Here is a 17,088-nt window from a genome sequence, read left to right on the forward strand (position 1 = left end):
CCAAAGGGCCATGAGGATTGCTGCCGGAACTTCGCTCGCCTTCGTCGCCGCGCTCGCGCTGGGCGCGTGCAGCCAGGACAACGCACCGTCGGACGCTATTAAGAATGCGGCCGATACGGTGGTCAAGCAAGTCGACGGCTCGCAGGCGGTCAAGCTGGCGCAGGGCAAGTACGCGCCGCAGGACGACTGCAAGAACAAGCCCGGCGCGGAGGATTTCCGCACCCAGCTCGCCGCTGCGGTGAAGGCAAAGGATGCGGCCAAGCTGGCCGCGCTGGCGGCGCCCGACGTGAAGCTTGATTTCGGCGGCGGCTCGGGCGCGGCCGAGCTGCGCAAGCGGCTCGCAGGCAATCAGAACCTGTGGGACGAGCTGACCGAGCTGATGGCGCTCGGCTGCGGCGTCAACGAGCAGGGCGGCATCACCATCCCGTGGTACGCCGCGCAGGACATCGGCGATGCCGATCCCGGCACCGCCATGCTGGTGACCGGTGAGCGCGTGCCGCTGCGCAAGGACGCGCAAGGCAACGCGTCGGAAGCCGAGGAGGTCTCGTGGGACCTCGTCACGCTGGTCGGCGGGCTCGAGCCCAACGCCAAGTTCCAGCAGGTCAAGACGAGCGACGGCACGATCGGCTTCATTGCCACCGACAAGCTGCGCAGCCTGCTCGACTACCGCCTCATCGCCTCCAGCCGCGACGGCAAGTGGAGCTTCACCAGCCTGGTCGCCGGCGACTAGCCAAGCTCGGCGAGCACCTCGTACGCCAGCACCGCTGCGGCGACCGCGGCGTTGAGGCTGTCGGCGCGACCCTTCATCGGCATTGTTACCCTGAGGTCGCAGGCGGCCTCGTATTCCTCAGGCAGCCCGCGCGATTCGTTGCCGACGAGGATGAAGCACGGCGCCTGGTAGGGCGCACCGCGATAGGGCACCGCCTCGCGCAAGCTGGCCGCCACCAGCTGCCCCGGTCCTTCGCGCAGCCAGGGCAGGAACTCCTCCCATCGAGCCTGCGCGATCGGCACGGTGAACACCGCGCCCATGCTCGCGCGGACGGCTTCGGCCGAGAAGGGATCGGCGCAGTCGTCGATCAGGATCAGACCGCCGGCGCCCACGGCGTCGCAGGTGCGCAGCATGGTGCCGAGGTTGCCGGGGTCGCGCACCGCCTGCGCAACCAGCCAAATCGGTGCAATGAAGCGCTCGATTTGGCCCAGAACAGTGGGGTGTTCGGCGAAAACGCCCGCCACAGCTTGGGTGTTCTCCTTGCCGGTGATCTTGGACAGGATGTCGGCGCTGGTCTCGATCACCTCCCCGCCATTTGCCAAGACCTCTGCTTCGATCGTGGCGAGCAGCGGGTGGTCGTCGCGGCCCTCCGCCATCACCAGCGTTTCGGGGAGGTAGCCGCTTTCGCGCGCATCGGTCAGCAGGCGCAGGCCCTCGGCGAGGAACTTGCCCGAGGCCTTGCGGTGCTTCTTGTCGCGTAAGGCCCGCAGCGCCTTGACGGTGGGGTTGGAGAAGCCGGTGATCTGCCGCCGGCCGGGGTGCGTCACTTCAGTCCTCGCCGAAGCCGTCGTCGATCAGGGCGCACATCTCGGCGAGCACCGTTTCGGCATCTTCTCCGGTCACGATCACCTCTACTGTATCGCCCTTGGCCGCGCCGAGCATCATCAGGCCGAGGATCGAGCCGCCGCCCGCCTCGTTGCCGTCCTTCGCCACCTTGACCTCGCATCCCGGGGAGAGAGCCGCCACTGCGCCGACGAACTTGGCGCTGGCGCGGGCGTGGAGGCCGCGCTGGTTGACGATCGTGCAGGTGCGCCGCGCCTCGCTCAAGAGGCGGCCTTCTTCTTCTCGCACCCGGCGGCGCCGAGGAATTCCGAAGCCACGGTGATGTAGCTCTTGCCCGCGTCGCGCGCGGCGCGGACCGCATCGGTCACGCTCATCGCCTTGCGCGCGCCGGCGAGGCGGATGAGCATCGGCAGGTTGATACCGGCAATCACCTCGACCCGTCCGGCATCGAGCAGCGAGATCGCAAGGTTCGACGGGGTGCCGCCGAACAAGTCGGTCAGAATGATCGCGCCCGCGCCCGAATCGACCTTCTTGATCGCGGCCGCGATCTCCTTGCGGCGCCGTTCCATGTCGTCGCTGGGGCCGATGCAGACGGTCGCGATCGCGGTCTGGGGACCGACGACGTGTTCCATCGCGCTGACGAATTCCTCGGCCAGTCGGCCGTGGGTGACCAGGATCAATCCGATCATGTGAGTTGGCTGCTCGCGTTCCGCGTCATCTTAGCGGCAGGCTCCACCATGCCCAATCCGCCCGTTCGTGAAAGGACCGTCATGTCTGCGGAGAGCCTTCCAGCTGGTCCGAGCCCCGCGATCCCAGGTTTCGGTGAATGACAGTGGGCGAAAATCCCTCGCCGCGCAAGGCCTCGGCCATCGCCTCGGCGGTATGGACCGAGCGGTGCCGCCCGCCGGTGCAGCCGAACGCGAGATTGACGTAGGTCTTGCCCTGCGCGGCGTAGCGCGGGAGCAGCATCAGCACGAGATCGCGGATGCGGGTGAAGGCGTCGTCCCACGCCGGATCGGCGACGATATGCGCGGAGACGGGGGCGTCGAGCCCGGTCAGGGGCCGCAGTTCCGGATCCCAGTGCGGGTTGTCGAGGAAGCGCATGTCGAACACCAGATCAGCAAGCGGCGGCATGCCGCGCGCGAAGCCGAAGCTGGAGATGGTGACGGTCATGCCTTCGCCGGCGGGATCGGAGAAGCGGTCGCGGATCGCCTGCTGAAGGTCGCTGGAGGTGAGGGCGGTGGTGTCGATCACCGCCTCTGCCCAGCGGCGCAGCGGTTCGAGCAGTTCGCGCTCCGCCTGAATCCCTTCGAGCACCGGCCGCCCCTGCGCCATCGGGTGGCGGCGGCGTGTCTCGTTGTAGCGCCGTTCCAGCTCGGCGCCGCTGCAATCGAGGAACAGCGTGGTCAGCTCGAGATCGGGGCGGACGGCGAGCTTCTTCCAGCGAGCGATGATCTGGTTGGGCGCAAAGCCGCGGGTGCGCGAATCGAAGCCGATCGCGAGCGGCGGGCGTGGTTCACTCCCGGCAGTCTCGGCCGCCACCAGCCGTTCGAGCAGGCGGATTGGAAAGTTGTCGATCGCCTCCCAGCCGAGGTCCTCGAGCACCCTCAACGCGGTGGTCTTGCCCGCACCGGAGAGGCCGGTGACGAGGACGACGCGTTGTCGGGGGGCAGGCGGCTGGGCAGTCATGATCCCGATCGTCAGAGTTCGTCGCGCCCGGCCCGACCTTGCACGTTCAGGCCGTGCAGCGCCAGCGCGTACTCCGCGCCGATGGCATTGGCCGCTCCGCGATGGTCGAATGCGAGGATAGGGACCGCATGGCCGGCGATGTCGATCCTACCAGCCTGCTCGACGAAGCGCGGCGCATCCTCGCGCAATTCGAGCGCGAGCGCGATAGGCGCTGCGGTGGTCGGGAGCGTGAGCAATCCGACGTTGCGCAATTCGATCAAGCCGGCAGTTGCGGGGGCTGGAAGGGCCCAAAGCGCCCCCTCGCGTTCTTCCAGCGCGATGCCGTCATCTCCGACCAGGGTCGCGCCCCGGTCGATCAAGGCGAGCGCCAGGCTCGACTTGCCGCTGCCGGGCGGGCCTTCGATCAGCAGCGCCCGGCCGCCGATCGCCACCGCGGTGGACTGGCGCAGCCTCATGCCTTTTTCGCGACTGCCTCGGGTAAGGTCAGCGTGACGCAGGCACCTTCGTCGCCATCAGGCCGCGCGCTCGCGAACAGGCCGCCGTCGTGCGCCTCGGCAATGGTGCGGGCGATCGCGAGGCCGAGCCCGCTGTGCTGTCCGAACCCTTCGTCGGCCGGCCGGTCGGAATGGAACCGCCGGAATACCTTCTCGCGCGCGTCTTCGGGAATGCCGGGTCCGTGATCACACACGCTCAGCGCGACCTCCCCGTCGATTCGCTCGATGGTCAATTGGATCGGCGCGTCCTCGGCCGAGAACGAGACGGCATTATCGAGCAGGTTGTCGATCACCCGCTCGAGCCGGATCGGCACGCCCATCACCTTCACGCTGTCGCGTGGGCGGGTGAAGACGATGCCGTGGCGTCCGTTCTGCTCGCGCGCCTCGCGCCGGCCGATGATATTCTCCGCCAGTGCGACGAGGTCGATCGGCTCGAAGGTCGCGCGGCTCAATTCCGCGTCGATCCGGCTGGCTTCGGAAATCTCGCTCACCAGCCGGTCGATCCGGCGGACATCGTGTGCGGCGATGTCGTTGAGCTGCCGTCGCAGATCCTTGTCCTCGACCGAGGTCAGCGATTCGAGCGCACTGCGCAATGAAGCGAGCGGATTCTTGATCTCATGCGCGACGTCGGCGGCGAAGTGCTCCACGGCGTCGATCCGCAGGCGCAGCGCGGCGGTCATATCGGAGATCGCGCGGGCGAGCTGGCCGATCTCGTCGCGCCGTTGGGGCAGGCGGGGCACCTCGACCTGCCGGTCGCGCCCCTGCCGCACCCGGTTGGTCGCGTTGGCCAGCATCCGCAGCGGGAGCACGATGGTGCGCGCCATGTATAGCGACAGCAGCGTGCTCATCAGCAGCGCCAGCAGCACCGCGCTGATCAGCGTGCCGCGGGCCTCGCGCACCTCCAGCGTGATGTCGACCGCGTTGCGGGTGGTGAGCAGGGTCGCGCCCTTCAGGCCAACCGGGGCGGCGGTGTTGATCACCGGGGTGCCGTCGGGCGCGTCGCGCAACTGTATCTGGGTCAGGTTCTCTTCGCGAGCGCGCTTCAGCTCGGGCCAGGCGTCGGCATCGGTCGCGGTCGGTTCGTTGTAGTCGGGGATCGGGTCGGCGCCGACCACCGTGTCCACCGCGCGGTCCAGCCAGCGGGCAAGGTCCTCGCGCCACGGCTCGTCGCCCGGGGTGTCGAACTGGAAGCTCGGCTGGTCGAGCTTGAAGCTGTCGGCCCACAGCCGGCCCTGCGCATCGAACATGCGCAGCCGCATGTGCTGTTCCTTGCCGATCTGGATCAGCAGCGCTTCCTGCCGCTCGCGGCTGGCGCCGGCGAGCGCCTCGGCGGTGATCTGCGCTTCGACCCGCGCCAGCTTGTAGCGCTCGTCGAGCAATTGTTTGCGGTAGCTGTCGAGGTAAAACACCCCGCCGCCCAGCAGCAGCAGCGGCAGCAGGTTGATGATCAGGATGCGCGAGGTGAGCGACAGCCGCCGCCCGGGCACGAAGGCGAGCGCCCGCGCGGACGTTTCAGCCATCGGCGAAACTGTAACCCGCGCCGTAGAGCGTCTCGATCGCGCCGAAGTTGCGGTCGACGCTGCGGAACTTGCGCCGGATGCGCTTGATGTGGCTGTCCACCGTGCGGTCGTCGACGAACACGTCGTCGGGATAGGCGGCGTCCATCAACTGGTTGCGGCTCTTGATCACGCCGGGGCGTTGGGCGAGCGCTTCGAGGATCAGGAACTCGGTCACGGTGAGCGAGACCGGCCGTTCCTCCCACATCACCTGGTGCCGGGCCGGGTCCATCCGCAGGCGGCCGCGTTCGATCACCGGACCAGGCTCGGGCGAACCGGCAGCGGTGTCCTCGCTCGTGCCAAGGCCGACGCGGCGCAACAGCGCGCGGATGCGGGCGATCAGCAGGCGCAGGCTGAAGGGCTTGGTGATGTAGTCGTCCGCACCCACCTCGAAGCCAAATTCCTCGTCACCCTCGTCGTCCTTGCTGGTGAGGAAGATGACGGGGAGGGCGGAGCGCTCGCGCACGCGGCGCAGCAGTTCGATGCCGTCCATCCGGGGCATCTTGATGTCGAACACCGCGAGGTCGGGCGGGTTCTCGCAGATCGCCTTCAGCGCCGCCTCGCCGTCCGAATAGACGCGGGTCGCGAACCCTTCCGCCTGCAGCGCGATCGAGACGGTGGTGAGGATATTGCGATCGTCGTCGACCAGGGCGATCGTGCGCCGGTCGCCCGCGGCGCGTTCTTCGACTGTCGCTTGCTCTTCCTGCATAGCCGCTGACTAGCCTGAAGGGGCGGGCGAAACAACAAAGCCCGCAGGTGCCAGAGCGCGATGTGTAGCGGCCAGCGGGCGGGAACCAAGTTTGACGAAAATCGCTATCCGGCCTATGCGCCGGGGCGAGCCCCCGCGCTTGCGCCTGCACGCAGCAAAACGGTCATGTATTCAAGACATTCCGCTGAGAAAGCGGGGTGCTTCAAGGGAGATAACCCAAGTGAATTCCTCTCTCGCTCAGCCGCTGTCCGCCCAGGGATTCGACACCGGCGCCAAGATCTACGCCAACCTCGGCACGCCGGCGCTGGTCGAGCATGCGCTGCAGAAGGGCGAAGGCCGCCTGACCAAGGACGGCGCGCTGCTGGTCGATACCGGCAAGTTCACCGGCCGCAGCGTGAAGGACAAGTTCGTCGTCCGCGACGCGGTGACCGAGGACACCATCAACTGGGGCACGATCAACCAGCCGATGACGCCCGAGCATTGGGCGAACCTCAAGGCCGATTTCCTCGCCGAGTTGAAGGGCCAGCAAGAGCTCTACGTCGCTGACCTGTTCGGCGGCAGCCAGCCCGAATACCGCGTGAACGTGCGCGTCATCAACCAGATGGCCTGGCACAACCTGTTCATCCGCACGCTGCTGGTGCGGCCGACCGCTGAGGAACTGGCGGAGTTCACCCCCGAATACACGATCATCAACCTGCCGAGCTTCAAGGCTGACCCGGCGCGTCACGGTAGCCGCAGCGACACGGTGATTGCGGTCAACCTGACCGAGAAGCTGATCCTGATCGGCAACACCGAGTACTCGGGCGAGATGAAGAAGGGCGTGTTCGGCTTGCTCAACTTCCTGCTCCCCGCGCAGGGCGTGATGCCGATGCACTGCAGCGCCAACATCGGCGCCGACGGCAAGAGTGCGATCTTCTTCGGCCTCTCGGGCACCGGCAAGACCACCCTGTCGGCCGACGCCAGCCGCACCCTGATCGGCGACGACGAGCACGGCTGGTCGGACACCGCGATCTTCAACTTCGAAGGCGGCTGCTACGCCAAGATGATCAACCTCTCGGCCGAGGGCGAGCCGGAGATCTACGCGACGACCAAGATGTTCGGCACGATCCTCGAGAACGTGACCATGGACGAGGCGACCCGCGAGCTCGACTTCACCGACGACAGCAAGACCGAAAACACCCGCGGCGCCTATCCGATCGAGTACATCCCGAACACGAGCGAGAAGAACCTCGGGCCGCCACCGTCGAACGTGATCCTCCTCACCGCCGACGCGTTCGGCGTGCTGCCCCCGATTGCGCGGCTGACGCCGGACCAGGCGATGTACCACTTCCTCTCTGGCTACACCGCCAAGGTCGCCGGCACCGAGATCGGCGTGACCGAGCCGACCGCGACGTTCTCGACCTGCTTCGGCGCCGCGTTTATGCCGCGCCACCCGTCGGTCTATGGCAACCTGCTCAAGAAGCGCATCGCCGAAGGCGGCGCAACTTGCTGGCTGGTCAACACCGGCTGGTCGGGCGGCAAGGCGAGCGAGCCGGGCATTAAGCGCATGCCGATCAAGGCCACCCGCGCGCTGCTCAACGCCGCGCTCGACGGCAGCCTCAACGATGTCGAGTTCCGCAAGGACCCGAACTTCGGCTTCGAAGTGCCGGTGGCGGTGCCGGGCGTCGACACCAAGCTGCTCGACCCGCGCGCCGCGTGGGCCGATCCCGAAGAGTACGACCGCACGGCGCAGAAGCTCGTGCAGCTGTTCGTCGATAACTTCGCCCAGTTCGATGCCTACGTCGATCAGGGCGTGAAGGACTCGGCGCCGGGCCTGCAGGCCGCCTGACGCGTCTCACAGTTCAACGTAACGGCGCCCGCCCGGGAAACCGGCGCGGGCGCCTTGCGTTGTGGGGGTGGACGCACCCTCAAAAGACGGAGACATCCCATGGGCCTTTTCGACGCCATCCTCGGCCACGCGCACGATCACCCGACACTCAAGAACCTCGCCAACAAGCTCGGCATCGAACAGGACCAGGCCGAGCAGGCGATCGCTGCGCTCGCCGAAGCGCACCAGCAAGACGGCGACACCGTCAGCCTGGCGGCGCAGCGCACGGGGCTGTCGCAGGACACGCTTCAGCAGATGGTCGCCCAGATCGGCGGCGAGGGCTCGCTGACCCAGTTCAATTCGATCCTCGAACGCGACGACGGAGCCAACCCGTTCGACAACTTCGAGTAAGCCTGTGAGCATCCTCGAGGGTCTGCAGCAATCCGGCGCGATCGGATCGATGGCGCGCGAACTGGGCGTAGACGAGCCGACCGCCCAGAAGGCCGCCGGCGCATTGCTGCCCGCGATCGTCGCCGGCCTCGGGCGCAACCAGGTCGGTGCCGGCGGCTCGCGCGCCGGTTCCAGCGGTGGCGGCCTCGCCGATGTGCTGGGCGGCGTGCTCGGCGGCAGTGGGGGCGGCTTGCTCGACCAGGTGCTCCACGCCGATCCCACGCCGACCAAGCCAGGCAACGACATCCTCGGCCAGATCTTCGGCACCAAGGATGTCAGCCGCGGGGTTGCGGAAGCCGCATCCGGTTCGACAGGGATCAGCCAGGACCTGCTCAAGAAGATGCTGCCGATCCTCGCGATGGCGGTGATCGGCTACATGACCCGCGGCAAGCCGGGCGCGGGTGGGGGTATGCTCGGCGGCATCCTCGGCCAGGTCGTGACCGGAATGCTGCGCCGCTAGGCGGCGACGCTCTCGCCGCCCGAGACAGCTTCGTGTGACAGCGGCGTCGCGCGGCGCTGGGTCTCGACATGGTCCCAGATCCGACTGACGACGACTGAGCCTTCGCCGACCGCGCTCGCCACGCGCTTGACCGAGCCGGCGCGCACATCGCCGACCGCGAAGATGCCGTCGCACGAGGTTTCGTAGGGCTGCGCGCGGCCCGCATCCGCGCCGGTCAGCACGAACCCCTTGGCGTCGGTCTCGGCAAGGCCGGAGAGCCACCCGGTGTTGGGCGCCGCCCCGATCATCACGAACAGCGCGCGGCACCCGATCGCCTGGTCTCCGGCGGGCGAGGTGAGGGTGAGCGAGTCGAGGTGGCCGTCCCCGGCGAGGCACGTAACTTCGGTCTCGTAGTGGATGGTAATCGCCGGATCGGCCTCCAGGCGGCGCGACAGGTAATCGGACATCGAGTCCGCCAGTGTCGTCCCGCGCACCACCACGTGCACATGCTTGGCCGTGCGGCTCAAATACATCGCCGCCTGACCAGCCGAATTGCCGCCGCCGATCACCACCGCTTCGGTATTGCGGCAGAAGCGCGATTCCATGTCGGTCGCGGCGTAGAACACGCCCGCGCCCTCGAACTCCTGCAGACGGTCGAGCGGCAATCGCCGGTACTGCACCCCGGTCGCCACCAGCACCGCGCGGGCACATAAGGTATCGCCCTCGTTCAGCGTCACGCAGAACGCGCCGTCTTCGCGCTGGGCAAGGTGCTCGACCCGGCGCGGCATGGCGAAGCGGGTGCCGAATTTCATCGCCTGCACCTGCCCGCGGAAAACGAGGTCGGTGCCGGAGATGCCGGTGGGGAAGCCGAGATAGTTTTCGATCCGGCTACTGGTGCCCGCCTGCCCGCCGATCGCGGTATCCTCGATCGTCAGCGCGCACAGGCCCTCGCTGCCCGCATAGACCGAGGCCGCCACTCCGGCCGGCCCGCCGCCGACGATGACGAGGTCGTAAAACGTCTCCCGGCAGACATCGAGGTCGAGCCGCAGCTCGCGCGCCAGTTCCAGTGGGGTGGGATGAATCAACGTGCGGTTCTTGCCCAGCACTACGCCGGGCGTGTGCCCGGTGAGCTGGCAGGTCGCGACAGCCTCAGCGTCGTGCCCGTCGAGGTCGATGCTCTGGAAGGGAATCCGGTTGCGTGAGAGGAACCGCTCGCATGCCTGCACCTGCGGATCGCGGTCGGCGCCGATCAGCTTGATCCCGCCCGCGCCGACATCGAACGTCCGCTGGCGCCGCGCCGAAAACACGGTGAGGACGTGATCGGACAACTCTGGCACCTCCGCCATCAGGTCCAGCATGCGGAGTCGCTCGACCTCGATGGTGCGCGTTGCCACCGCCGCCCGCATCGGCACCATCACGGCGCCGCCGTTGAGGAAGCCGATCTCACCGGCGAATTGCGTCGGCCCGAGCGTGGAATTGAGCAGCCGTTCGCCGCTGAATGGATCGACGATCTCGATCTCGCCATCGATCAGGTAAACGAAGCGGTCCCACGGATCGCCGACCGCGAAGACGGTCTCGCCTGCGTCATAGGCGCGCTCCTCACCATTCCCCTTGAGCAGGGCGACGTGCTTGTCGGACAGCGGCTGCCGCCGCATCGTCTCGAGGTCGGCACCGAACGATTCCATCGCGCACTCCCGCTGCTAGGTCGCAAGACAGGTAGTGCACCGCTCGCGCAGGCGAAAGGCGCTAGGCGGAAGCGTTGGCGATGTAGCGGTCGACGGTCTTTACCAACACGTCCATCGGCACGTTGCCGCCGTCGACCACCGCCTGGTCGAACGCCTTGAGATCGTAGCGCGAGCCCAGCGCGGCTTGCGCGCGGGTGCGCTGGCGGACGATCTCGTTCTGGCCGATCTTGTAGCCGCACGCCTGGCCCGGCCATGAGCAATAGCGGTCGACTTCGCTCGCGATGTCCTCGGCATTGTCGCCGTTCTTCTCGACGAACAGGTTGACCGCCTGCGCGCGGGTCCAGCGCTTGGCGTGGAGACCGGTGTCGGCGATCAGGCGGCAGGCGCGGAAGGCCTGGTCCTGCAGGTAGCCGAGGCGCCATTCGGGATGTTCGTCGTAGGCGCCCAGTTCGTCGGCGAGCTGTTCAGCATAGAGCGCCCAGCCTTCCGAGAACGCGTTGAACGACAGGATCGAGCGGATCAGCGGCAGCGAGTGCGAGAACTCACCCTCCCAGATATGCCCCGGGATCGCCTCGTGGTGGGCCAGAGTCGGCAGCGTGTAGGTCCGGTGCATGTCGGTGGCGCGCAAGTTGAGCCACACCTTGCCCGGAATCTTGCCGTCCTTGGATCCCGCCCCGCCATAGGCGCCGGGCGCGCCGGGCTCCTCGGCGGGCGGCAGGCGGCGAACTTCGAGATTGGGGTCGACCACCGTGTTGAACGCACGCGGCATCTGCGCTTTGATCCAGTCGATCCGGTCGTTCATGAACTTGATGATCGCCGCGCGGCCGGGATCGCCCTCGGGGAACTGGAAGCGCTTGTCCTCGGCCAGCTTCTGCATCCGCTGGCCGACCGGGCCGGACTTGTAGCCCAAATCCTGCAGGATCGTATCCATCCGCGCGTGGATCTCGTCGAGCTGAGTGAGGCCGATCTGGTGGATTTCGTCAGGTGTCAGGCGGGTGGTCGTGCTCGCACGCAGCGCCCAGGCGTAATATTCGTCGCCGCGCGGCTGGCTCCACATGCCGGGGTCGTTGTCGGCGAGGCCGCGCTCGGTCTTGAGCTCGGCAAGCTGGCGTTCGAGTGCTGCGACGATCGGGCCGGTGACGATTGCCTTGGCGCGGTTGCCCCAATCGCCCGGGATCGATGCGGTCCGGCTGGTCAGGCCCTCCACATACGCCCCGCCGCTGCGCGCATCGGCGATCGAGGCGGTCATCGCGGTGATCGCCTTGTCGAGCAGGAAACCGGGCGGAACCAGCCCCTTGCCCCGCGCATCGCGAATGCGGCCGAGCTCACCGTCGAGCACCGCGGGTACCTGCGCCAGCCGCGCGAGATAGGCCTCGGCATCGGCGGCATCGCGCACCGGATGCTCGGAGCCGAGGAAGCGCGGCAGGTCGAGGTACGCGCCGACGTTCTGGATCACCACGTAAGGCGAGTTACGCCAGCTGCCGACCGCGACGTCGCCGTAGGGGAGGGCAAACCCGTCGAGCGCGGTGGCGTAGGCGCTCTCGACCACTTCGAAGCTGGTGCGGGTCGCCGGGTCGAGGCTGGCGAGATCGACGGCGCGCGCCCGCGCCAGGTCGCTGCGCAAAGTGGCCGCCAGAGCCGCCTGGCCCGCCGCCGAGCGATCGGTCAGCTTGCTGCGCAGGCCAGCGTGCTCATCGGTATCGATGCCGAGCGAGGTCGCGCCCTCGGGCTGATGTTGCAGCAGGTTCCACGCGATGTCGTCGAGCAGCGCTTGCGGCGTCATCGCCGGCGCGCCGGCCATCGTCTTGCACCCGCTGAGGGCGAGCAGGGAAACGCCGCCAAGACCGGCAAGAGCTTGGCGGCGCGAGAGTTCGAGGGGGGAGGAGAACATGGCGGCCGGTGTGCAAGCGCGCGCACCGGCTGTCAAACCGCTGGCATCAGTCGGTGAATTCGCTCGGCACGTTGCCGCCATGGGTGCGCAGACCATCCATCACCTGCTGGTGCAGCCAGACGTTGTCCGCGGCGCTGCCGGTGTAATCGGTGCGGCCCATCTCTTCGGCGAGCGCCTTGCGCGAATCGTAGTCGCTATCGATGCCGACCAGCTTCATCAGGTCGACGATCGAGGTGCGCCAGTTGAGGTGGTCGGCGCCGGGCATCGAATCGAGGTGGTTCTCCATGTCGATCAAAGGCGCCGCGCCGCCGCCGCCGCGGCCGTAGCTTTCTCCGCTGGTGCCCGGAGCCGTCGCCGGGTTCGGCGCGGCGGTGCCGGGCGATTGGGTCGTATCGACCGTAGGAGCGGGGGCGGGCGCGGCGTGCGCCTTGCCGAAGATGGCGTCCCTGATCTTGCCGAAAATGCTCATGACGGTGGCTTTCTCTTGTGCGCCGGACCGTCCGGCGGATGATGCCATGAAAACCCGCCGCGCGGCGGGCTGTTCCGCCGGCGCGGCATCGGTTATCGCACGCCCGATGCTGCCTACCGTGCTCTCGATCCTGGTGCTCGCCGCGTTCGCTCTCACCGGCGGGGCGATCTATTTGTGGCGCAAGCCCGGGATGCGCCGCCAGGCGCTGCTGATGCTGGCGCTGGCGGCGATCGCGCTGGTCAATCTTGCGATCTGGACCGTGCCTGATGGGAATGGCCGCTCGCCGGTGTCGCAGATCGGCGAGCGGTAGCGCTTACTCAGGCAGCTCCCACCGTACCGAGCTGGAGTAGCTGCCGCTGGTGCGCGCGCCGGTTTCATCCTTGGCGGCGTCGAAGCGGGCGCGGCGGGTGACGAGGTCGCAGGTCGCCTCGTCGAGCTCGGAATACCCGCTCGACCCGGTGATCGTGCAATTCTGCACCTTGCCGTCCGCCGCGATCTCCAACCGGAAGCGCGCGGTGCCGATCATCTCGCGGTTGATCCAGCTCGAGCGGTAGTCGGCCGTGGTCACCCAGCTTCCCGGATTGTTGCGCGGGCGCGCGGAGACCGGGCTGAATTTCGGGGAGGGGGTCGTCATCGGTCCGGGCGTCCCGGACGGCAGCGGCTTCGGGATCGGGTCGAATTGCGGGATGATCACATCGGTGGCGTCGATCGGGGGGCGTTGCGGCCCCAGATCGATCGGCGGCATAGGTGCGTTGACCTTGGGCTGTGACAATTTCGGGTCCACCTCAGCCTTTGTTTCGGGCTTGGGCGGCGGCGGGGGATCGATCGGGACCTGCACCTCGTAGCCTTCGAAAGGGTCCTTCTCCGTCAGGATCGCTGTGCCCTTAAGCCCCGTGACCAACGCGTAACCGATCAGCCCGTGGATCACGATCACCGCGGCGACCGCGCCCGGGCGATCGCGCCAGGTGTTCTGCTGCAAGTATGCCATCGCATCGCTCCTGTTCTCGCGCCGATCTGGAGTCGGCGTCGGACGAGCAATGTTACATCATATCTTGAGTCGCCGAAGCGCTTTCGCGTTGCATCGCGCTACCGAATGGCCGGTATCAGCGGATCGGGCAGTCGGGGGAGAGGCGGAAGTCGAGGTAGTTGTCGACCGACTTCATCATGTCCTCGAGCTCGTTCTCGAAGAAGTGGTTCGCCCGCGGGATCTCGTCGTGGTGGATCGTGATGTGCTTCTGCGTGCGCAGCTTCTCGACCAGCTTGCCGACCGAGCTCGGCTGTACCACCGTGTCGGCCGCACCGTGGACGAAGATGCCGCTCGCCGGACACGGGGCGAGGAAGCTGAAGTCGTACATGTTGGCGGGCGCGGAGACCGAGATGAACCCGCGCACTTCGGGCCGCCGCATGAGCAGCTGCATGCCGATCAGCGCGCCGAAGCTGACGCCGGCGACCCAGGTCGTCTGCGCCTCGGGGTGGATCGACTGCACCCAATCGAGCGCGCTCGCGGCGTCGGAGAGTTCGCCCACGCCGTTGTCGAAGCTGCCCTGGCTGCGGCCGACGCCGCGGAAGTTGAAGCGCAGCGTCGCGAACCCGCGGTCGACGAAGGTCTTGTAGAGACGCTGGACCATCCGGTCGTTCATCGTCCCGCCGCCGTGCGGGTGCGGGTGGAGGATCATCGCCACCGGCGCGCGGGCGCGCGGCCCGGGGCTGTAGCGGCCTTCAAGGCGGCCTTCGGGACCGGGGAAAATCACTTGGGGCATCGTGAACCTGCTTGAACTGGAACGCGTTAGAGCGCGGGTGGCGCCTCGCGGGTGGGCGGCTATATAGGCGCGAAGGCGAAAATCGCAATCGTGACGAAATCCTCCCGCATCTACCTCGACCACGCCGCCACCACTCCGCTGCGCCCCGAAGCACGCGCTGCGATGGAGGAGGGGTTCGCCATGTGGGCCAACCCCAGCAGCCCGCACGCCGAGGGAAGGCGAGCGAGAGCAGCGCTGGAAGACGCGCGCGAGCGAATGAAGGCGGCGCTCGGGTGGGAAGGGGAGGTGATCTTCACCTCCGGCGCGAGCGAAGCGGCAGAGATAGGTTTCGCGGCGGACACCTACATGTCCGAGATCGCAAGCGCGGTGGAGCACGATGCGGTCCTCAGCCAGGTGTGGTCAGACCACCGCATTCCTGTGCTGCCGGACGGCGCCATCAACCTCGTCGCGCTGGGCGAAAACGAGTCGCTTCAGGGGCTCGCCGAAGGATCCAACACCTATCGGGTGGTCGCGGTGCAGCACGTCAACTCGGAAACGGGCAATCGCCAGAATATCGGCTTCGCTGGGGAATTGACCCACGATCACGGGGCCGCGCTGCTCGTCGATTGCGCGCAGAGCGCCGGCAAGTTTCCCCTTCCGCAGATCGCCGATATCGCCATCGTCTCCGCGCACAAATTCGGCGGACCGGTGGGGGTGGGCGCGCTGCTGGTGAAGAACTTCGCCATGCTCAAGGCGAGCGGAGGACAGGAGCGCGGCTACCGACGGGGTACCGAAAACCTGCCGGGCGTGCTCGGCATGATCGCGGCGTTGGAGGCATGCGCCGAACCGTACATCGCGCCCGAGGTGCTCGAACCGCTCGATGCGTTTGCGAGCGAAGTCCGCGCGCTCGGCGGCGAGTGGCTGTCCGATCGGCTGTCCGACCCCACGCCCTACATCCGCGCCATCGCCATGCCCGGCCTGTCCGCGCAAGCGCAGCTGATGCGGTTCGATGCGCAGGGCATCGCGATCAGCCAGGGTTCGGCCTGCTCATCTGGCACGATGAAACGCAGCCATGTGCTCACCGCGATGGGCGTGCCGGACGAGATCGCCGACCGCACGATCCGGGTCAGCTTCGGCTGGACCACCACTCGCGCGGACGTCGAGCGGTTTTGCGAAACCTGGCTCGCCATGGCACGGCAAGCAGCGTGATCTATCTCGACTACCAGGCGACAACCCCGCTTGCGCCCGAGGCGCGCGAGGCGATGCTGCGCTGGCTCGGCGGGCCGGAGAGCGACGGATTCGGCAATCCGCACTCGCCGCACCGGATGGGGCGGATGGCGCGCGCCGCGATCGAGTTGGCGCGCGAGCAGGTTGCGGCGCTGCTGCCGCCGGGCGGGCGGGTGATCTTTACCTCGGGCGCGACCGAAGCGATCAATTTAGCCATTCGTGGCAGTGGCTTAGGCGGGACCGTCGCGGTGTCGGGGATTGAGCATGCGGCGGTGCTCGACACCGCCAAGAGCATGGGGCGGGCGCACGAGTTGGCGGTTGACTCCGAGGGGATATGCCGCGCCGATCAGGCCTTGGCCGACGACACCCGCCTGGTCTGCGTCATGCAGGTCAACAACGAGATCGGCACCATCCAGCCAGTCGCGGAGTGGTCGCAAAAGGCGAAACAAAACAATGCGCTGTACTTGTGCGACGCGGTGCAGGCGTTCGGCAAGATCACGGTCGCGGAGGCCGATTTCATCGCCATTAGCGCGCACAAGTTTCATGGGCCCAAAGGGATCGGCGCGCTATGGGTTCGGGATGGAGTCGAGCTTGCCGAGGTGCAAACCGGCGGCGGGCAGGAGTTCGGGGTGCGCTCAGGCACGCTCAGCCCCGCGCTGATCGCGGGGATGGGCGCGGCCGCTGCGCTTGCGAATGAAGCGCTTGAGCGGGACGCCGAACACATCCGAACACTGTGGAACCGCGCCCGAACACTGTTCGAACACTGGGAGCTCAATGGCAGCGCCGAGGCGCGCTGGCACGGCAACCTCAATATCCGGCGCGAGGGCCTCGATGTCGCACGGCTGATGAGCGACTGCCGGGAGGTGATGTTCTCCGCCGGATCTGCCTGCGCGAGTGGGTCGGGCCGGCCGAGCCATGTGCTGAAGGCGATCGGCCTCAGCGACGCGCAGGCGAAAAGCTCGATCCGCCTGGGCTTCGGCCGCTACACCACGCTGGCCGAGATCGAGCAGGCCGCCGCCCTCATCAACGCCGCGGCGGACGCGCAATGATCGCGGTCACATTCACCGCGCCCGGCGGCGAGCGGATCGAGGTGAACGCCGAGCAAGGCGACAACCTCCTGCGCGTGGGCCAAGCGGCGGGCTTGCCGCTGGAGGGCACCTGCGAGGGACAGATGGCGTGCTCGACCTGCCACGTGATCGTCGCCGCCGAATGGTTCGACCGCCTCCCGCCCGCGAGCGAGGAGGAAGAGGACATGCTCGACCTCGCCGCCGGGGCGGTGCGTACCAGCCGCCTGTCGTGCCAGATAGAGCTGACCCCGGACCTCGACGGCCTTGCCGTGCGCGTGCCGGCGGAAGCGCGCGACATGCGGCGGTTCTGACGC

20 protein-coding genes are annotated in these 17,088 nt (G+C 67.6%); 8 read left to right on the plus strand and 12 right to left on the minus strand.

Features of this window, described 5'->3' with window-relative positions; all coding sequences use genetic code 11:
• The first annotated feature begins 10 nt into the window (after nucleotides 1-10).
• The gene (locus ELY12_RS09075) at nucleotides 11-730 is read left to right on the plus strand and encodes a hypothetical protein (RefSeq protein ID WP_126176373.1); all 720 of its coding nucleotides are present in this window, start codon (nucleotides 11-13) and stop codon (nucleotides 728-730) included.
• On the opposite strand, the gene ELY12_RS09080 is transcribed toward ELY12_RS09075, so the two are convergent.
• The 7 genes from ELY12_RS09080 to ELY12_RS09110 all read right to left on the minus strand — a co-directional run bounded on the left by ELY12_RS09080 (nucleotide 727) and on the right by ELY12_RS09110 (nucleotide 6,000).
• Nucleotides 727-1,536: a TrmH family RNA methyltransferase gene (locus ELY12_RS09080; protein WP_126176374.1), complete on the minus strand. Its 810-nt coding sequence runs from the start codon at nucleotides 1,534-1,536 to the stop codon at nucleotides 727-729. The genes ELY12_RS09075 and ELY12_RS09080 overlap by 4 nt on opposite strands.
• 1 nt (nucleotide 1,537) lies before the next feature.
• On the minus strand, nucleotides 1,538-1,816 hold the full coding sequence (locus tag ELY12_RS09085) for an HPr family phosphocarrier protein (protein ID WP_126176505.1): 279 nt from the start codon (nucleotides 1,814-1,816) through the stop codon (nucleotides 1,538-1,540).
• Nucleotides 1,813-2,241: a PTS sugar transporter subunit IIA gene (locus ELY12_RS09090; RefSeq protein WP_126176375.1), complete on the minus strand. Its 429-nt coding sequence runs from the start codon at nucleotides 2,239-2,241 to the stop codon at nucleotides 1,813-1,815. Before ELY12_RS09090 ends, ELY12_RS09085 begins: the two co-directional genes overlap by 4 nt.
• A gap of 79 nt (nucleotides 2,242-2,320) precedes the next feature.
• Nucleotides 2,321-3,241, minus strand: coding sequence for an RNase adapter RapZ (gene rapZ, locus ELY12_RS09095; protein WP_126176376.1), 921 nt, complete (start codon nucleotides 3,239-3,241; stop codon nucleotides 2,321-2,323).
• An 11-nt stretch (nucleotides 3,242-3,252) separates the two neighbouring features.
• Complete coding sequence (locus ELY12_RS09100) at nucleotides 3,253-3,672, minus strand: HPr kinase/phosphorylase (protein WP_338142060.1); 420 nt, start codon at nucleotides 3,670-3,672, stop codon at nucleotides 3,253-3,255.
• 20 nt (nucleotides 3,673-3,692) lie between these two features.
• Nucleotides 3,693-5,255: a sensor histidine kinase gene (locus tag ELY12_RS09105; RefSeq protein ID WP_126176378.1), complete on the minus strand. Its 1,563-nt coding sequence runs from the start codon at nucleotides 5,253-5,255 to the stop codon at nucleotides 3,693-3,695.
• Nucleotides 5,248-6,000, minus strand: a complete 753-nt coding sequence (locus ELY12_RS09110) for a response regulator transcription factor (RefSeq protein ID WP_126176379.1) — start codon at nucleotides 5,998-6,000, stop codon at nucleotides 5,248-5,250. The genes ELY12_RS09105 and ELY12_RS09110 overlap by 8 nt, the downstream gene beginning before the upstream one ends.
• 220 nt (nucleotides 6,001-6,220) lie before the next feature.
• Between ELY12_RS09110 and ELY12_RS09115 the strand changes: the two genes are divergently transcribed.
• From ELY12_RS09115 to ELY12_RS09125, 3 genes are all read left to right on the plus strand, one after another.
• On the plus strand, nucleotides 6,221-7,828 hold the full coding sequence (locus tag ELY12_RS09115) for a phosphoenolpyruvate carboxykinase (RefSeq protein ID WP_126176380.1): 1,608 nt from the start codon (nucleotides 6,221-6,223) through the stop codon (nucleotides 7,826-7,828).
• 99 nt (nucleotides 7,829-7,927) lie between these two features.
• Complete coding sequence (locus ELY12_RS09120) at nucleotides 7,928-8,218, plus strand: hypothetical protein (RefSeq protein WP_126176381.1); 291 nt, start codon at nucleotides 7,928-7,930, stop codon at nucleotides 8,216-8,218.
• A 4-nt stretch (nucleotides 8,219-8,222) separates the two neighbouring features.
• Nucleotides 8,223-8,717, plus strand: a complete 495-nt coding sequence (locus ELY12_RS09125) for a DUF937 domain-containing protein (RefSeq protein ID WP_126176382.1) — start codon at nucleotides 8,223-8,225, stop codon at nucleotides 8,715-8,717.
• Here ELY12_RS09125 and ELY12_RS09130 read toward each other — a convergent pair.
• From ELY12_RS09130 to ELY12_RS09140, 3 genes are all read right to left on the minus strand, one after another.
• Nucleotides 8,714-10,381 carry an FAD-dependent oxidoreductase gene (locus ELY12_RS09130; protein WP_126176383.1) on the minus strand — a complete coding sequence of 556 codons (1,668 nt, stop codon included), beginning with the start codon at nucleotides 10,379-10,381 and terminating at the stop codon, nucleotides 8,714-8,716. The two genes, ELY12_RS09125 and ELY12_RS09130, sit on opposite strands and share 4 nt — an antisense overlap.
• A 61-nt stretch (nucleotides 10,382-10,442) precedes the next feature.
• On the minus strand, nucleotides 10,443-12,272 hold the full coding sequence (locus tag ELY12_RS09135) for a DUF885 domain-containing protein (protein ID WP_126176384.1): 1,830 nt from the start codon (nucleotides 12,270-12,272) through the stop codon (nucleotides 10,443-10,445).
• Between the two features lie 46 nt (nucleotides 12,273-12,318).
• A complete protein-coding gene (locus ELY12_RS09140) occupies nucleotides 12,319-12,789 on the minus strand; it encodes a DUF3597 domain-containing protein (protein WP_241229798.1) in 471 nt (156 codons plus the stop codon).
• On the opposite strand from ELY12_RS09140, the gene ELY12_RS09145 reads away from it, so the two are divergent.
• Nucleotides 12,788-13,051 (plus strand): hypothetical protein, encoded by a 264-nt coding sequence (locus tag ELY12_RS09145; RefSeq protein ID WP_241229799.1) that lies wholly within the window; start codon nucleotides 12,788-12,790, stop codon nucleotides 13,049-13,051. The genes ELY12_RS09140 and ELY12_RS09145 overlap by 2 nt on opposite strands.
• Nucleotides 13,052-13,054: 3 nt before the next feature.
• Here ELY12_RS09145 and ELY12_RS09150 read toward each other — a convergent pair whose 3' ends face one another.
• Nucleotides 13,055-13,729, minus strand: a complete 675-nt coding sequence (locus ELY12_RS09150) for a TonB family protein (RefSeq protein WP_126176385.1) — start codon at nucleotides 13,727-13,729, stop codon at nucleotides 13,055-13,057.
• Nucleotides 13,730-13,844: 115 nt separating this feature from the next.
• On the minus strand, nucleotides 13,845-14,501 hold the full coding sequence (locus ELY12_RS09155) for an alpha/beta hydrolase (RefSeq protein ID WP_126176386.1): 657 nt from the start codon (nucleotides 14,499-14,501) through the stop codon (nucleotides 13,845-13,847).
• Nucleotides 14,502-14,591: 90 nt separating this feature from the next.
• Between ELY12_RS09155 and ELY12_RS09160 the strand changes: the two genes are divergently transcribed.
• From ELY12_RS09160 to ELY12_RS09170, 3 genes are read left to right on the plus strand one after another with little or no spacing between them, the layout of a single operon-like run.
• On the plus strand, nucleotides 14,592-15,689 hold the full coding sequence (locus ELY12_RS09160) for a cysteine desulfurase family protein (RefSeq protein ID WP_126176387.1): 1,098 nt from the start codon (nucleotides 14,592-14,594) through the stop codon (nucleotides 15,687-15,689).
• Nucleotides 15,686-16,756, plus strand: coding sequence for a cysteine desulfurase family protein (locus tag ELY12_RS09165; RefSeq protein ID WP_126176388.1), 1,071 nt, complete (start codon nucleotides 15,686-15,688; stop codon nucleotides 16,754-16,756). Before ELY12_RS09160 ends, ELY12_RS09165 begins: the two co-directional genes overlap by 4 nt.
• Nucleotides 16,753-17,085 carry a 2Fe-2S iron-sulfur cluster-binding protein gene (locus tag ELY12_RS09170; protein ID WP_126176389.1) on the plus strand — a complete coding sequence of 111 codons (333 nt, stop codon included), beginning with the start codon at nucleotides 16,753-16,755 and terminating at the stop codon, nucleotides 17,083-17,085. The genes ELY12_RS09165 and ELY12_RS09170 overlap by 4 nt, the downstream gene beginning before the upstream one ends.
• Nucleotides 17,086-17,088 lie beyond the last annotated feature (3 nt).

Source organism: Tsuneonella rigui (assembly GCF_003958625.1).
Taxonomy (GTDB): domain Bacteria; phylum Pseudomonadota; class Alphaproteobacteria; order Sphingomonadales; family Sphingomonadaceae; genus Tsuneonella; species Tsuneonella rigui.

Coding starts and splice junctions, on each gene's coding strand:
- ELY12_RS09075 (WP_126176373.1), top strand. CDS start 11: ATGAGGATTGCTGCCGGAACTTCGCTCGCCTTCGTCGCCGCGCTCGCG.
- ELY12_RS09105 (WP_126176378.1), bottom strand. CDS start 5,255: ATGGCTGAAACGTCCGCGCGGGCGCTCGCCTTCGTGCCCGGGCGGCGG.
- ELY12_RS09130 (WP_126176383.1), bottom strand. CDS start 10,381: ATGGAATCGTTCGGTGCCGACCTCGAGACGATGCGGCGGCAGCCGCTG.
- ELY12_RS09145 (WP_241229799.1), top strand. CDS start 12,788: ATGAAAACCCGCCGCGCGGCGGGCTGTTCCGCCGGCGCGGCATCGGTT.
- ELY12_RS09110 (WP_126176379.1), bottom strand. CDS start 6,000: ATGCAGGAAGAGCAAGCGACAGTCGAAGAACGCGCCGCGGGCGACCGG.
- ELY12_RS09140 (WP_241229798.1), bottom strand. CDS start 12,789: ATGGCATCATCCGCCGGACGGTCCGGCGCACAAGAGAAAGCCACCGTC.
- ELY12_RS09155 (WP_126176386.1), bottom strand. CDS start 14,501: ATGCCCCAAGTGATTTTCCCCGGTCCCGAAGGCCGCCTTGAAGGCCGC.
- ELY12_RS09150 (WP_126176385.1), bottom strand. CDS start 13,729: ATGGCATACTTGCAGCAGAACACCTGGCGCGATCGCCCGGGCGCGGTC.
- ELY12_RS09135 (WP_126176384.1), bottom strand. CDS start 12,272: ATGTTCTCCTCCCCCCTCGAACTCTCGCGCCGCCAAGCTCTTGCCGGT.
- rapZ (WP_126176376.1), bottom strand. CDS start 3,241: ATGACTGCCCAGCCGCCTGCCCCCCGACAACGCGTCGTCCTCGTCACC.
- ELY12_RS09090 (WP_126176375.1), bottom strand. CDS start 2,241: ATGATCGGATTGATCCTGGTCACCCACGGCCGACTGGCCGAGGAATTC.
- ELY12_RS09170 (WP_126176389.1), top strand. CDS start 16,753: ATGATCGCGGTCACATTCACCGCGCCCGGCGGCGAGCGGATCGAGGTG.
- ELY12_RS09120 (WP_126176381.1), top strand. CDS start 7,928: ATGGGCCTTTTCGACGCCATCCTCGGCCACGCGCACGATCACCCGACA.